Genomic DNA, 13,733 nt, shown 5'->3' with positions numbered 1-13,733 from the left:
TTCTAAATAAAATTATATATTTGTCAAAAATTTTTCGTCTATGAAAAAGAAAGTGCTTTCCATACTATCCTTATCCGTTGTTTTATGGGTGAATGCACAGGAAAAAGATTCTCTTAAGCAGAAAACAATAGATGAGGTAATTATTACCGGGCAATTTATGCAGCAATCTATTGACAAATCGATCTATAAAGTTGAAGTAATTGATGCGCAGCAGATCAAAAATATGGCGGTAACCAATGTTGCCGAAGTGCTTAATCAAAATCTTAATATTTTAATAGAACCCAGTAAAAGTTCAGGAAACTCCAGTGCGAATATTATGGGGCTCAGCGGTGAATATACCAAGATACTTATTGATAATATTCCGGTTGTAAGCGATGAAGGCATGGGAAATCTGCTAGATCTTACCAAAATCAATGTCAACAATATCGAAAGAATTGAGGTAGTAAAAGGTTCAATGGGCGTGGAATACGGAAATAATGCGGTAGCCGGAGTCATCAATATCATTACGAAAAAAAATTATAGTAAAAAGTTTACCGCGCTGGCATCCATACAGGAAGAAACGGTGGGAAAAGACTACGACTGGTTCAAAAAAGGAAATGGACGCCATATCCAGTCACTGAATCTTGGGTACAGGTTTAATGACAACTGGTCTCTTTCTGCAGATATTAATCATAATGATTTCCAGGGTTATAAAGGTTCGCTTAACGGATATAAATATTTTAGTGAAAATAACGACGGAAAGCGCGGGTACGACTGGCAGCCGAAAGATCAGCTCACCACAAACGGAACAATCCGCTACAACAAAGACAATACAAGTTTCTTTTATAAGCTGAACTTTCTTACGGAAGAAATTAATTATTATAATCCTTTAGTCACAGACCTTCCTCTGGGTGGAGGAAACAGAACATATACCGCAAACGACAAAGATTATCGTACCAACCGCTGGATTCACCAGTTTAATATTCAGACAAAATTCGGAAGAATTAACTATAACGGAGACTTCTCTTATCAAAGCCAGGAAAGAAAATCACAGGTTTATGCGTATGATGTTCCCAACCGACAGGAAATCTCCAGAGATTCTGAAATTACATTCTACAAATCCGACGTATTGTACTCAAGGGGAATGTTCAGTAATTTTTTAGATAACGAAAAAATTAATTTCCAGCTTGGATACGAATTAGACCGTACGAAGGGTTTTGCCGATGCAACTACTTTTGAAAGCAATAACAATGGAAAAAGTATTGAACGCGTTATATTCAATTATGCTAATTTCTTATCAGCTGAATGGAAAGTAAATGACTGGTTTTCATTTCGTCCCGGAGTAAGGCTGGCCCTGAGCGACAGGTTCAGTTCGCAATATAATTACTCGGGAACATTAAGATTTACAACCTCTGAAAATTCGGACATCCGTGCTGTTTTTGGTTCAGCCAACCGATTTCCAACCTACGATGAATTATACACTTTTGTAGTAGATAACAATCACGACATCAGAGGAAATGAAAATTTAAAACCTGAAACCGGTTATTCTGCTTCCGTTTTCTGGGATTATGCTTTAACCAACTCCAGCAACTGGAAATTTAATTTCAGCTTATCAGGAATGTACCTGGACGTGCAAAACAGAATACAGGATGTGATCATCAACAACAGCCCGCTGCAAATAACTTTCCTGAATGTAGACGATTACAGATCAATCTTATTCGGAGGGGGAATTAACGTAAGAAAAGGAGATCTTTCTTTGAATGCAGGAGTTTCGGTTATGGGCGTTTCACAGGTTTTAAATACAGGAAACATCACTTCACCTGATGATTATAATTATTATGCTGAAGCAAATCTTGCCGCCAACTACACTTTGCCGTTGTCAAAAACATTGTTTGCACTGTATTATAAATACACCGGAACTCAGCGACGCTATACCTACCAGGGAAAAGAAAACGATCCGGGAGATCCGGGGCAATATATTTTAGGGGAAATCGGGGATTTCAGTATGTTGAATTTCACGGTAAGCCAGCCTTTCTTTAATAATCATTTTGAAATAAGCGCAGGGATCAAAAATATCTTCGACGTGACGAGTGTGAAAAATACCATTCAGTCTGGGGATACCCACAATGCCTCTTCCGGACTGCAGAATCTGTTCTATGGACGAAGTTATTTCATGAGGTTAAATTATAATTTTTAAATACATTAAAAATGAAAAAAATACTCTATTGTTTGCTTGTAGGAGCTTCCTTTATTTCTCAATCCTGTATTAATGATAATGAAGATCCTGTATCGGTAGCCAAAATAGAAGGAGCCATTGCAGATCCAAGGGTAGGTGGGGCAACACAACCCAATCAGGTGTGGATTGATCTCAGCGAAACTGATCCGATAACGAAAGGACCTGTGCAAAAACTGACCAGAAGAACCGATTGGGATCTCGCCCTATATTCGGGACCGGAATTTAAAGTCGTGTTGAATTCTTCCATCATGATGGCTGCAGCTAAAATCCCTAATGTTACAGATTTCAGTCAGGTAACGGAAGCTAGCGTTTCCACCTTGAAAAATCAGGTTCAGGTAGCCAACTTCAATCCTGCCAACGAGGTTTATATCGATGATATTAAAGGAAATTTTCCTTCCGGATATACTGCTATTGAAGAAATTAAAGCCAATGATTCTGAGAATGCGGTTTATCTTGTCAATATGGGTAAAGAAATCTATAATGGTTCCGTACCCATTGGTTCCGTAGCTACGGGAGGTGACAGCCGCGGATGGAAAAAAGTACAGATTGTTCGTTCAGGAGAAGGATATAAAGTAAAATCTGCTGATATAGATGGAAACAATTATTTTGAAATAATGGTAGCCAAGAATACGGCTTATAACTACAATTTTATCAGCTTAAAAAATAAAAATGAAGTATCCATTCAGCCTGAAAAGAAAAAGTGGGACCTGTGTTTCACAGTATTTACCAACACGATTGCCGGAGCAGGAAGCTATATTTATGCCGACTTTGTAACGATCAATAATGTTGGTGGAACAGGCGCTTACGAGGTAATTGTTCCTGCAGGAACTTCAGGAGTGGAAGCGTATAATAATTTTAAAACTTCTGATATTAATCCTTCCAAATTCATCTACAACGATCAGCGCGTAATCGGTTCCAACTGGAGAAATCCTGTAGGTACCAATGGCCTGGAAGTTTACGGGGACCGGTTTTATATTCTCAAAGATCCCAACGGGTATTATTTCAAGCTGAGATTTACCAGACTTACCAAAGCCAATACGGACGATCAGGGAGTTAAAGACGAAAGAGGTTTTCCTTCTTTCGAATATAAACCTTTGTAAATTAATAATATTTAATATCAGTGTGCTTAGCTGAGCGCAACGCCTTTGCGAACGGAAATATTCACAATTATTTTTAACAAATCCTTTGTGGACGTTGCGTTACATCAAATTAAAATAAACAAATAATAAGTATATCTATGAAAAAATTCATCCTTGCAGCTTCTGTACTGATGGCAGTATTTTCCTGTAAAAAGGAAGGTGCTAAAACGGAAACTAAAACGGAAACAAAAGCCGAAACACCGAAATCAAGTAATAAAATAGTAACGCTTAATGGTGGAATCACGGAAATTGTAGCAGCTTTAGGCCACGAAAAAGAAATCGTGGGAACAGATGTTACCAGTACTTATCCGGAATCTCTTAAAGCGACAGCGAAAGATTTAGGGCATGTACGATCAATGACAATTGAGCCGATCATGGCCGTATCTCCGACATTGATTTTAGCTTCAGATAAAGACATTAATCCTGAACTGATGGGTAAAATCAAATCTTCAGGAATTAAAACTGAAATTTTTAAGCAGGAATTTACCGTAGACGGAACCAAAAAGCTAATTGCAGATGTTGCAAAAGCCATCGGAAATACAGATTATCAAAAGCTCAACGATAAAATTGATGCGGATTTGAAGCAGATTCAGCCTATCGCTAAAAAGCCGAAAGTACTATTCATCTACGCCAGAGGAAATATGCTGATGGTTTCAGGAAAAAATACACCAATGGCTTCTTTAATTGAAATTGCAGGAGGCGAAAATGCAGTTAATGACTTTGAAGATTTTAAACCTTTAACACCGGAGGCTGTGGTAAAAGCAAACCCTGATGTTTTATTCTTCTTCACCAGCGGACTGCAGGGTGCCGGAGGAAATGAAGGCGCGCTTAAAATGCCGGGTGTTGCCCAAACCAATGCCGGAAAAAACAAAAAAATTATCGCGATGGATGGCGGACTGGTTTCCGGTTTCGGACCAAGGCTGGGTGAGGCTGCTGTGGAATTAAACAAACTTCTCATTGAAAACGCAAAGTAAATTATACGTTTACCTTACCATAAGTGCCATACTGCTTCTCATCATAGCAGTATGGTCACTTAATACCGGAGTTTATGATTTCGCCGGCAAATCTGCTTTTGAAGTGTTGGGAAAAGTTATAAAAGATGATCCGGACTTGTCTTTAAGTGATCAATATGTAGTCTGGGACGTAAGGGCTGCCAGGATTATAATGGCCATACTTATCGGAAGTATGCTTGCCGTTTCCGGAACGAGCCTTCAGGGATTGTTTAAAAATCCGCTGGCAACAGGAGATTTAATCGGACTGACATCGGGAGCAACGTTACTTGCCGCAATTACGATTGTTTTAGGAGGACATTTCAGACAGTATCTTCCTGAAGCTGTACAATTTTCGCTGGTGGGTATTGCCGCTTTTGCCGGTTCATTATTATCAATGTTGTTGGTGTATAAAATTTCAACAAGCGGAGGAAAAACCAATGTGGTCATGATGCTGTTGTCCGGAGTTGCCATAACAGCCATTGGATTTTCTATCACCGGATTCCTGATTTATATTTCAAAAGACGAACAATTGAGGGATTTAACATTCTGGAATTTAGGAAGTTTAGCCGCTGCGACCTGGACGAAGAACATCATTTTAGGAATTGTTCTTCTGATTTCCTACAGCATTCTGTTGCCTAAAGGTAAAGCACTGAATGCAATGATGCTAGGTGAAAAAGATGCGCAACACTTGGGAATCAACGTCGAAGCCTTGAAAAAACAGATTATCATTATTACGGCATTAATGATCGGAAGCTGTGTGGCATTTTCGGGGACCATCGGTTTTGTCGGACTTATTGTGCCGTATATTTTAAGGCTTTTATTTAAATCAGATTATGCTTTTATCCTGCCTTTATCAGCAATCTGCGGAAGTATTTTATTATTAACGGCGGATACATTCAGCAGGAGCATTGTTGAACCTTCGGAGCTTCCTGTCGGGATTTTAACAGCATTAATGGGAGGTCCGATTTTCATTGCCATTTTAATTAAATTCAAAAAATCACTGTCATGATAAAGGCACATCAGATCAGTTACAGACACAAAGAATTTCATATTCTGGATTCGGTGGATGTTCACCTCGGATATGGTGAATTTTTGGCCATCGTAGGCCCGAACGGAGCCGGAAAATCAAGTTTGTTGAGTATTCTGGCGAATGAAGTAAAGTCAAAACAACAGGTTTTATTTAAAGATAAAAATATCAGCGACTGGAAAGTCAATGAGCTTTCAAAACATAAGGCAAAATTTTCACAGCATAACAGCAATGATATTCCGCTTGAGGTGAAAGATGTTGTGATGATGGGGCGCTATCCGTATTTCGATGCACAACCGGCTCAGGAAGATTATGAAGCCATGAATACGATGATGTACGAGACCGATATTTTCCATCTTAAAGAAAGAGAATACAATACGTTATCAGGAGGCGAAAAACAAAGAGTGCATTTATCCAGGGTCATGGCACAGCTTCAGAATGAAATTGCTCACAAAGTTCTTTTTCTCGATGAACCTTTGAATAATCTGGACGTAAAACATCAGTACAAAGCATTGGAAATCATCAAAAAATTTACGGGAAAAATGAATTCAGCCATTGTTGTACTCCATGATCTGAATCTGGCGGCGCAATATGCGGATAAAATCTTACTAATGAAATCAGGACGTGTGACGGCCTGCGGAACACCGGCAGAAGTTTTTACCGCAGAAAACATCAGCGAAGCCTACAATTTTCCCTGCACGATCTGTGATCATCCGATTACGGGCAGGCCAATGATTATTTTTGGATAAAATGGAAAAACAGGATTTAAAAATATTAGCACAAAACCTTGCCAATCCGCAGGGAAAGAAGGGAATTGAAATTGGTGAGATGATGAATGCCACCAATATCGGAATGACACTGGAAAGCATTCAGACGCTTTTAATAGAAGACGATGAACACATCCTTGAAATCGGGCACGGAAATGCTGACCACGTAAAAAGCATTTTAAATAAAGCCACAAATATAAAATATACCGGAATTGATATTTCCGAAACCATGCACAACGAGGCAAAAAGACTGAATAAGCATTTTGAAGGTCAGGCGGATTTTGTTTTGTATGAGGGAAAGAAATTACCATTTCAGGATAAAACTTTTGCCAAGATATTTACGGTGAACACCGTTTATTTCTGGGAGCAGCCTGTTGAATATTTAAATGAAATATACCGGGTTCTGAAGGACAACGGAACCTTTGTACTCACTTTCGGACAACGAAATTTCATGGAAAAACTGCCTTTCACACAGTTTGATTTCAAATTGTACAGCAACGCTGAAATGGAAGAAATAATCTCGAAAAGCCATTTTAAAAGAATGAAAATTTCAGAACGGGAAGAGCAGATCAAAAGCAAAACATCAGAAGAAACAATAACAAGAAATTATACAATTTTAACCATTAAAAAATAAAATAATGAGCACATTAGTACACGATCTTAAAGAAAAATGGGAAGCTCTTAAAGCGGATAATCCTCATTTGAGAATTCGCAATGCAGCTGCAGAGCTGGGCGTAAGCGAAGCAGAACTGCTGGCTACGAATGTTGGCGAAGGTGTAACGGTTTTAAAGCCGGAATTTAAAGATATTCTGACGGATGCTGAGCAATTAGGGAAAGTAATGGCGCTTACCCGCAATGATGAATGTGTTCATGAAAGAAAAGGAACTTACCTGAATGGTGATTTCAGCAGTCCTCATGCACAGCTTTTCGTGGGCGAAGATATTGACCTCAGAATTTTTCTTAACCATTGGAAGTTCGCTTTTGCAGTGGTGGAAGGTGATAAAAAAAGCCTGCAGTTCTTCGGAAAAGACGGACTGGCATTACATAAAATCTATTTAACCAAAGACAGTAATGAAGCTGCTTTTGATGCAATAGTGGAAAAATTTAAAGCAGAGGAGCAGCATTCAATCATAGAATGCGAAGCGGTAGCTCCTAAAGCGGAAGAAAAGCCGGATTCCGAAATTGATGTGGAAGGTTTCCAAAAAGCCTGGACGGACCTGAAAGATACGCATGATTTCTTCATGATGACCAGAAAATTCGGGGTGAGCAGAACGCAGGCATTACGACTGGCTCCGGAAGGTTTTACCAAAAAAATCGACAGCTCGAAAGTAGTTAACGTTTTGGAAGACGCTTCTGAAAAACAGCTGCCAATCATGATTTTTGTTGGAAACAGAGGAATTATCCAGATTCATACCGGGAATGTGAAAAAAACACTTTGGCACCAGCAATGGTTCAATGTGATGGATCCTGACTTTAACCTTCACCTTGATGTTACAAAAATCGCTGAAGCATGGATCGTGAAGAAACCTACGGAAGACGGAGAGGTTACCGCTATTGAAGTATTCAACAAAGAAGGAGATTTCATCGTACAGTTTTTTGGAAAAAGAAAGCCGGGAATTCCGGAACTGCAGGAATGGAAAAATCTTGTTGCAGACCTTGAAAAATAAATAGTTAGATCGTTTTTTTAGCCGTTTTGTTTTGTGCAGGGCGGCTTTTTTGATCTAAACAATTTGCATAAATGTTTCATAAATAACCCAAATCCTTTTATTAAATTATCATGGACCTGAAAAATCAAAAAGTATTGTGATATTTGTGAAAATTATTTGTGTTAAAAAATAAATAAAATGAAAAACATTTTCTCAATAGTATTGCTTGTTTTTTTCTGTTCATTGAATGCCCAGAATTTTAAAGCTTATCAGTTCTATAATAAAAAAGGAAAAGAAATCAGCACCGAAAAAATGGTGAAGGAACTTGCTGATTACGATGTTGTTTTCTTTGGTGAAAATCATAATAACTCTATCAATCACTGGCTCCAGCTGAAAGTTACCGAGGCGCTTTACCAAAAGAAAAACGGACAGCTGATCCTGGGTGCCGAAATGTTTGAAAGAGACAATCAAGAACAGCTTAATAAGTATCTTTCCGGAACATTCGATTCCAAAGGATTGAAAGATTCTGCCCGTTTGTGGAATAATTTTTCAACAGATTATAAACCTTTGGTTGATTTTGCGAAAGCCAAAAAACTGCCTTTCATTGCCACCAATGTTCCCAGAAGATATGCTTCCCAGACTTCAAAGGAAGGACTGAAATCTTTGAACAGTTTACCGGCGAAAGATAAAACCTATATTGCACAGCTTCCGATAACAGTCACTCTGGAAACGCCAGGTTATCAGGAAATGAAAAAAATGATGGGAGACCACGCGGAAGAAATGAAAGTAATGAATTTTGTCTCCGCACAAGCCATTAAAGATGCCACCATGGCGGAATCGATTCTTAAAAATATTCAGTCCGGAAAAACATTCATTCATTACAACGGAAATTACCACAGCAAAGAGTTTGGTGGAATTTATTGGTACATCAGACAAAAGAATCCTGATCTTAAAATGGCTGTAATCTCCGTTTTTGAATCGGAAGATCCTGAGCTGAAAATTCCGGAAAAAGGGTATGTGCCAACAGATTTTAACCTGATATTGCCTGCGGATATGACGAAAACGTATTGAAGGTAGTAAGTGAAACGTAAGATGTAAGATGTAAGAAGTGAGAAGTGAGAAGTGTTTTAATTTTAGAATTTAAATAAAACTTAAAAAAATCAATAAAGTTATTCACGATCATCTGAGAATCTATAAAATCTGTGGTCAGAGATACTAAAAAGCTGCTATGATCTTTAAATAATACGAATCGGCTTTGAAAAATTTAAAACATCTTTTATTTTTGTCTGATATTCCGGTAATATGAAAAAAATATCATTTCTCTTCATCTTTTTAATGAGTCTTTTGAACGCACAGAAACTTACTTCTGATGAGATTTTTATTATTAATCAGAGAGATACCAATACTGCACTGCCGATTTACCAGACTACTGATGAACATCAGCATAAAACTTTACTAAGTCTTTCTACGGAAATTGATCCGTTGGATAAAAATACCGCAGTTTTAGTTAAAAGGATGAAAGAATCCCTGCTGTCAACGGATGGCGGAGTAGGAATCGCGGCACCGCAAGTGGGAATCAACCGAAAAGTGATCTGGGTACAGCGTTTTGATAAGGTAGGTGAACCGTTAGAATACTTCATCAATCCTGTCATTGTCTGGAGATCTGAGCTGCAGAATCTCGGTCCGGAAGGCGACCTCTCAATTCCTGATTTCAGGGATCAGTTTTACAGAAGCAAAGTGATTCAGCTGGAATATGTTGACTTAAAAGGGCAAAAGTATTCAGAAATTGTGGAAGGTTTTACTGCCGTGATCTTCCAGCATGAGATCGACCATCTTTTCGGAATTTTAATTTCTGATAAAAAAGAGAAAGAAAAGAATAATGCGTACCAGAAAGTGGACGCTTTTAAAAAAGCAGATTCTGTGACCAGATAGTTTCTGTGATATGAAAAAATCTGCTTCCTGAGAAACAGATTTTATTTTAACCACAGAAGAAACAAAAGTTATCTTCTATAAGTTTTAAGCAATATAATTTTCAAGAGAATAAAAATCTTTTGTGTCTTTTGACTCCGTCGAACCTTCGGTTTGCGGTAAATAAGGTTTAAACTTTATTACAGGTAACAAGCTAATTTCTAATTGTTCGTTACCGAAAGTTTCACCTCGATATTATTTCTTGTAGCGTTGGAGTAAGGACAGATCTGGTGTGCTTTTTCTGTTAAAGACTGTGCTTCTTCCAGGGAAACTCCTGGAATATTGACATCAAGCTGAACAGCCAGTCCGAAACCTCCGTTTTCAATTTGTCCGATGCTCACTTCCGCAGTAACAGTTGTTTCTCCTGTCTGGACTTTTGATAAAGAGATCACCCTGTTCAGTGCACTGTCAAAACACGCTGAATATCCTGCTGCGAAAAGCATCTCCGGGTTGGCGAAATCATCGTTGGCTCCTCCGAGAGCTTTCGGCATTTTAACGTCAAGGTCAAGGACTCCGTTGTCGCTTTTTACATGTCCATTTCTTCCTCCTGTTGCTGTTACTTTTGTTGTATATAAGGTTTTCATTTATTTTTCTATTTTATTTAATATTTTTAATACACTTGTTTTAAGATCAATCCAGTCCTGCTCGGATACATCGATCTTTTTATATATTTTTTCCGGAATTTCACAGGCTTTTGCTTTTAAAGCTTTCCCTGTTTCCGTGGTGAATACTTCAACCACCCTTTCATCTTCTTTTTTTCTTTTCCTCAGGATGAAACCTTTAGTTTCCAGCCTTTTCAGTAAGGGCGTCAGTGTTCCGCTGTCGAGATACAGCTTTTCGCCGATATGGTTTACGGAGAGGCCGTCATTTTCCCATAATACCATCATTACAAGATACTGGGGATAGGTAATATCCAGCTCATCAAGGAACGGGCGGTAAAGGCCGGTGATCTCTTTTGCGATTACATACAGCGGAAAGCAGAGTTGGTTTTGCAGTTTTAAAGATTCCTGTTGTTCCATGATTTGAAAAAATTAGGGTGTTGATTATTTTTTAATAATAAATTCCTCCATTGGAATTCTCACTTTTTTCATGTGCGAAAGCCAGTCGTTTTTTTCGTCCCGGTATCCCAGATACAGTAAACTTACGCTCTTTAATCCCAACTCTTTCAGGCCTAAAATTTCATCCACTACTTCATTGCTGAACCCTTCTGCAGGGGTGCTGTCGATTTTCAGTTCTGCAGCCTGAGCCATGGCAAGTCCGAGAGCAATATAAGTTTGTCTTGCCGTATGCGCGAAATGCTGTTCAGGAGTTTGCGCTCCGTATATTTCTTTAAGTTTATCAGTGTAGCTTGAAAAACGGCCTTTAGGCAGATCTCTCACATCAGTATGATAATCATATACTTTATCGATTTTTTGATCGGAATAGCTGTCCCATGCGGCGAATACCAATACGTGGGAAGAATCTCTCATCACTTCCGGATTCAAGGCTCCCTGAACCATTTTCTCTTTTAATTCCTGATTTTCAACAACAATAACACGAAATGGCTGTAAACCCGATGAAGTGGGAGCAAGCCTTGCTGCTTCTAAAATTTTATTTAAATCTTCTTCTTTGAGTTTTTTTGTAGGATCATATGCTTTTACAGCATGTCTCCAATTTAAATCTTCTATTAATGACATTTTGCTAATTATTTTATTTGAATTAGTCTATGCAAAAATGTTGCCAAATTAAATTGTGTGCAATTTAATTTAATATTTTGATTTTTTTGCGACAAAATATTCTTTATAAATTTGAAGTTTATTTTTTCCTGGCTACGCTATAATTATAATCGTAAGTGAATCTATTTTTTGAATTTGGCTGCTTTGAAGCTTTTTAATACTGCTTTTCCCAATGCTTCATCGGTAAAAATAACTGCAGCTTTAAGATCTTTTTTATTATCAAACAAATGGTTGTAATTTACCATATGCATGGTTGCATTTTTGGAAATTGTTGCATTTAAGGTAAATTTCATAAACTCAATTCCATCAATAATTTCAGTGGTCGTAGAAGAATCAATTTTTGTTTCCGGATAGTTTTTAACTTGAGTTTCGTATATCAGCTTATTTATATTATTAATGGCAGATCTATATTCTCCTTGTGTCTCAAAATCGTAATTCTGTGTATTTAAAACAAACATATTATTGTCGTCATGACTAAAAATATTAGCTTTTTGTATGTCATTTAAAACAAATACAGAGTCATGCAAATCCTCAATGACCTTTTTACCTTTTTGAACTTTTTCAAGTTTTGTTTCTTCGTCAAGTTTTGAAAAACTATCCGGAACAATCATTGACAAGCCTATAGACTTATCAATCACTTTAAGCCCTTGTTTTTCTATTTTTTCAGAACATGATGTTAAAAGGAAAATAAGGCATATAATTAAATAAGCTCTCATACTTTAATTTGTTTGTGGTTATTAGTTAAAATTTTATTTCCGCTTCAAAAACCTCCTCAAAATGGTTTCTGATCTTTGATTTGAGATCTTCCATTTCTTCAGGTGTAAGTTCTCTTTCCAGCTCTCTTTTTAAGGAAGTTACCTGTTTGTCTTTGATCCCGCACGGAATGATGTATTCGAAATAGCGCATATCAGTATTTACATTTAGTGCAAAACCGTGCAGCGTAACCCATCGAGAAGCTTTCACGCCCATTGCGCAGATTTTCCTGGCGTAAGGTTTTCCTACATCCAGCCAGACTCCGGTTTCCCCTTCGGAACGTTCGCCTTTCAGTCCGTATTCTGCAATGGTTCTGATGATCACTTCCTCCAGATTTCGCATATATTTATGAATATCGGTGAAAAAGTTTTCAAGATCTAAAATTGGATAGCCCACAATTTGTCCGTATCCGTGATAGGTAATGTCACCGCCGCGGTTTACCTTTACAAAAGTCGCATCGATTTCCTTTAATTTGTCGATTCCGGCGAGCATATTTTCTTCATGTCCGCTTTTTCCTAAGGTATAAACATGCGGATGTTCTACTAAAAGGAAGTGGTTGGGTGTAGTAGCATGCTCTTCTGCAGGCAGATCTCGGTTTTTGATTTTAAGATCAATGATGTTTTTCATCAGAGACTCCTGATAATCCCACGCTGACTGGTAATCTCTTGTTCCCAAATCTTCAAATTCTACAACTTTATTCTGATGTGTATTCATTTTATTTTTTGATGACACAAATTTAGTGATTTTTACGCTTTGATCGAATGGATGAAATCTATAGCCTCGTTCTTCCAATTTCTATGACTGAGTAAAATATCGACAAAGGCAGTTCCTATAATTCCGCCGGCGGCTTTTTCGGTAACATTTTCAAAATCCTGTTTTGTTTTAATGCCGAAGCCGATCATCACGGGATTTTTTAAAGCTAAAGAGGAGATTTTTGAAAAATAGTTTTCATTGTTTAAATCTGCATTTTGATTTCCGGTGGTCGATGATGAGCTTACGGCGTACAGAAACCCGGAACTTAAAGAATCCAGATACAAGATCCTTTCACTTGATGTTTCAGGAGTGATCAGGAAAGTAAAATTCAAGTTGTATTTTTTAATAATTGAATGATAGTTTCTTTCAAATTCAATGGGAGGCAGGTCTGGAATAATAAGTCCTGAAACACCGCTTTCGGAACATTCTTTACAAAACCTTTCAAAGCCGAAACTTAAGACGGGGTTGATGTAACCCATTAAAATCAAAGGAATTTTGAGTTCATTTTTAATGGATTTTAATTGTGAGAAAAGCTTGTCGATGGTCATTCCGTTTTTCAGTGCCAATTCGTGAGCCTTCTGAATAACAGGTCCGTCGGCAACCGGGTCGGAATAAGGCATTCCGATTTCGATCATATCCGCACCGGAAGCCTGAATAAGTTTTATAATTTCTCCGGTGTCTTCCAGTTGAGGAATTCCTGCGGTGAAGTATATGTTTAGTTTTTTCATTTTAAACCTTTTTTAATGTTGTTGTTTTAA

At 37.8% G+C, this 13,733-nt stretch carries 15 protein-coding genes; 9 read left to right on the top strand and 6 right to left on the bottom strand.

The genetic code is table 11. The annotated features are described in order from the left end of the window. The first annotated feature begins 40 nt into the window (after positions 1 to 40). The 9 genes from ODE14_RS07955 to ODE14_RS07915 all read left to right on the top strand — a co-directional run bounded on the left by ODE14_RS07955 (position 41) and on the right by ODE14_RS07915 (position 9,718). Positions 41 to 2,176 (top strand): TonB-dependent receptor plug domain-containing protein, encoded by a 2,136-nt coding sequence (locus ODE14_RS07955; RefSeq protein WP_263603649.1) that lies wholly within the window; start codon positions 41 to 43, stop codon positions 2,174 to 2,176. A gap of 11 nt (positions 2,177 to 2,187) precedes the next feature. Beyond that, the gene (locus tag ODE14_RS07950; protein ID WP_263603648.1) at positions 2,188 to 3,315 is read left to right on the top strand and encodes an HmuY family protein; all 1,128 of its coding nucleotides are present in this window, start codon (positions 2,188 to 2,190) and stop codon (positions 3,313 to 3,315) included. A 137-nt stretch (positions 3,316 to 3,452) separates the two neighbouring features. Then, entirely contained in the window at positions 3,453 to 4,328 is an 876-nt protein-coding gene (locus ODE14_RS07945) for a heme/hemin ABC transporter substrate-binding protein (protein WP_263603647.1), read from the top strand. Then, complete coding sequence (locus ODE14_RS07940; RefSeq protein WP_263603646.1) at positions 4,312 to 5,355, top strand: FecCD family ABC transporter permease; 1,044 nt, start codon at positions 4,312 to 4,314, stop codon at positions 5,353 to 5,355. Before ODE14_RS07945 ends, ODE14_RS07940 begins: the two co-directional genes overlap by 17 nt. Next, on the top strand, positions 5,352 to 6,122 hold the full coding sequence (locus tag ODE14_RS07935) for a heme ABC transporter ATP-binding protein (RefSeq protein ID WP_263603645.1): 771 nt from the start codon (positions 5,352 to 5,354) through the stop codon (positions 6,120 to 6,122). The genes ODE14_RS07940 and ODE14_RS07935 overlap by 4 nt, the downstream gene beginning before the upstream one ends. A 1-nt stretch (position 6,123) precedes the next feature. Beyond that, complete coding sequence (locus ODE14_RS07930; RefSeq protein ID WP_263603644.1) at positions 6,124 to 6,774, top strand: class I SAM-dependent methyltransferase; 651 nt, start codon at positions 6,124 to 6,126, stop codon at positions 6,772 to 6,774. A 4-nt stretch (positions 6,775 to 6,778) separates the two neighbouring features. Then, on the top strand, positions 6,779 to 7,807 hold the full coding sequence (locus ODE14_RS07925) for a hemin-degrading factor (RefSeq protein ID WP_263603643.1): 1,029 nt from the start codon (positions 6,779 to 6,781) through the stop codon (positions 7,805 to 7,807). A 177-nt stretch (positions 7,808 to 7,984) separates the two neighbouring features. After that, positions 7,985 to 8,857 (top strand): ChaN family lipoprotein, encoded by an 873-nt coding sequence (locus tag ODE14_RS07920; protein ID WP_263603642.1) that lies wholly within the window; start codon positions 7,985 to 7,987, stop codon positions 8,855 to 8,857. A 231-nt stretch (positions 8,858 to 9,088) separates the two neighbouring features. Next, positions 9,089 to 9,718, top strand: coding sequence for a peptide deformylase (locus ODE14_RS07915; protein ID WP_263603641.1), 630 nt, complete (start codon positions 9,089 to 9,091; stop codon positions 9,716 to 9,718). Between the two features lie 197 nt (positions 9,719 to 9,915). On the opposite strand, the gene ODE14_RS07910 is transcribed toward ODE14_RS07915, so the two are convergent. From ODE14_RS07910 to trpA, 6 genes are all read right to left on the bottom strand, one after another. Then, the gene (locus tag ODE14_RS07910; RefSeq protein ID WP_169229868.1) at positions 9,916 to 10,338 is read right to left on the bottom strand and encodes an organic hydroperoxide resistance protein; all 423 of its coding nucleotides are present in this window, start codon (positions 10,336 to 10,338) and stop codon (positions 9,916 to 9,918) included. Further along, positions 10,339 to 10,773, bottom strand: a complete 435-nt coding sequence (locus tag ODE14_RS07905; RefSeq protein WP_263603640.1) for a MarR family winged helix-turn-helix transcriptional regulator — start codon at positions 10,771 to 10,773, stop codon at positions 10,339 to 10,341. A gap of 24 nt (positions 10,774 to 10,797) precedes the next feature. Beyond that, complete coding sequence (locus ODE14_RS07900) at positions 10,798 to 11,430, bottom strand: NAD(P)H-dependent oxidoreductase (protein WP_263603639.1); 633 nt, start codon at positions 11,428 to 11,430, stop codon at positions 10,798 to 10,800. A gap of 161 nt (positions 11,431 to 11,591) precedes the next feature. Continuing rightward, positions 11,592 to 12,185: a hypothetical protein gene (locus ODE14_RS07895; protein ID WP_263603638.1), complete on the bottom strand. Its 594-nt coding sequence runs from the start codon at positions 12,183 to 12,185 to the stop codon at positions 11,592 to 11,594. A 25-nt stretch (positions 12,186 to 12,210) separates the two neighbouring features. Continuing rightward, entirely contained in the window at positions 12,211 to 12,936 is a 726-nt protein-coding gene (gene lipB, locus ODE14_RS07890; RefSeq protein WP_263603637.1) for a lipoyl(octanoyl) transferase LipB, read from the bottom strand. A 32-nt stretch (positions 12,937 to 12,968) separates the two neighbouring features. Next, complete coding sequence (trpA, locus tag ODE14_RS07885) at positions 12,969 to 13,703, bottom strand: tryptophan synthase subunit alpha (RefSeq protein WP_263603636.1); 735 nt, start codon at positions 13,701 to 13,703, stop codon at positions 12,969 to 12,971. Between the last annotated feature and the right edge of the window lie 30 nt (positions 13,704 to 13,733).

The organism is Chryseobacterium sp. PET-29, from assembly GCF_025736815.1.
Classification (GTDB): Bacteria; Bacteroidota; Bacteroidia; order Flavobacteriales; family Weeksellaceae; genus Chryseobacterium; species Chryseobacterium nepalense.
Note: the sequence above shows the minus strand (reverse complement) of the source record. Positions and strands in the feature narration are given on the sequence as shown.

Bases quoted from the DNA above. Each gene is read 5' to 3' on its own strand.
- ODE14_RS07955 (WP_263603649.1), top strand. From the start codon at position 41: ATGAAAAAGAAAGTGCTTTCCATACTATCCTTATCCGTTGTTTTATGG.
- ODE14_RS07950 (WP_263603648.1), top strand. From the start codon at position 2,188: ATGAAAAAAATACTCTATTGTTTGCTTGTAGGAGCTTCCTTTATTTCT.
- ODE14_RS07945 (WP_263603647.1), top strand. From the start codon at position 3,453: ATGAAAAAATTCATCCTTGCAGCTTCTGTACTGATGGCAGTATTTTCC.
- ODE14_RS07935 (WP_263603645.1), top strand. From the start codon at position 5,352: ATGATAAAGGCACATCAGATCAGTTACAGACACAAAGAATTTCATATT.
- ODE14_RS07930 (WP_263603644.1), top strand. From the start codon at position 6,124: ATGGAAAAACAGGATTTAAAAATATTAGCACAAAACCTTGCCAATCCG.
- ODE14_RS07925 (WP_263603643.1), top strand. From the start codon at position 6,779: ATGAGCACATTAGTACACGATCTTAAAGAAAAATGGGAAGCTCTTAAA.
- ODE14_RS07920 (WP_263603642.1), top strand. From the start codon at position 7,985: ATGAAAAACATTTTCTCAATAGTATTGCTTGTTTTTTTCTGTTCATTG.
- ODE14_RS07915 (WP_263603641.1), top strand. From the start codon at position 9,089: ATGAAAAAAATATCATTTCTCTTCATCTTTTTAATGAGTCTTTTGAAC.
- ODE14_RS07910 (WP_169229868.1), bottom strand. From the start codon at position 10,338: ATGAAAACCTTATATACAACAAAAGTAACAGCAACAGGAGGAAGAAAT.
- ODE14_RS07905 (WP_263603640.1), bottom strand. From the start codon at position 10,773: ATGGAACAACAGGAATCTTTAAAACTGCAAAACCAACTCTGCTTTCCG.
- ODE14_RS07900 (WP_263603639.1), bottom strand. From the start codon at position 11,430: ATGTCATTAATAGAAGATTTAAATTGGAGACATGCTGTAAAAGCATAT.
- ODE14_RS07895 (WP_263603638.1), bottom strand. From the start codon at position 12,185: ATGAGAGCTTATTTAATTATATGCCTTATTTTCCTTTTAACATCATGT.
- lipB (WP_263603637.1), bottom strand. From the start codon at position 12,936: ATGAATACACATCAGAATAAAGTTGTAGAATTTGAAGATTTGGGAACA.
- trpA (WP_263603636.1), bottom strand. From the start codon at position 13,703: ATGAAAAAACTAAACATATACTTCACCGCAGGAATTCCTCAACTGGAA.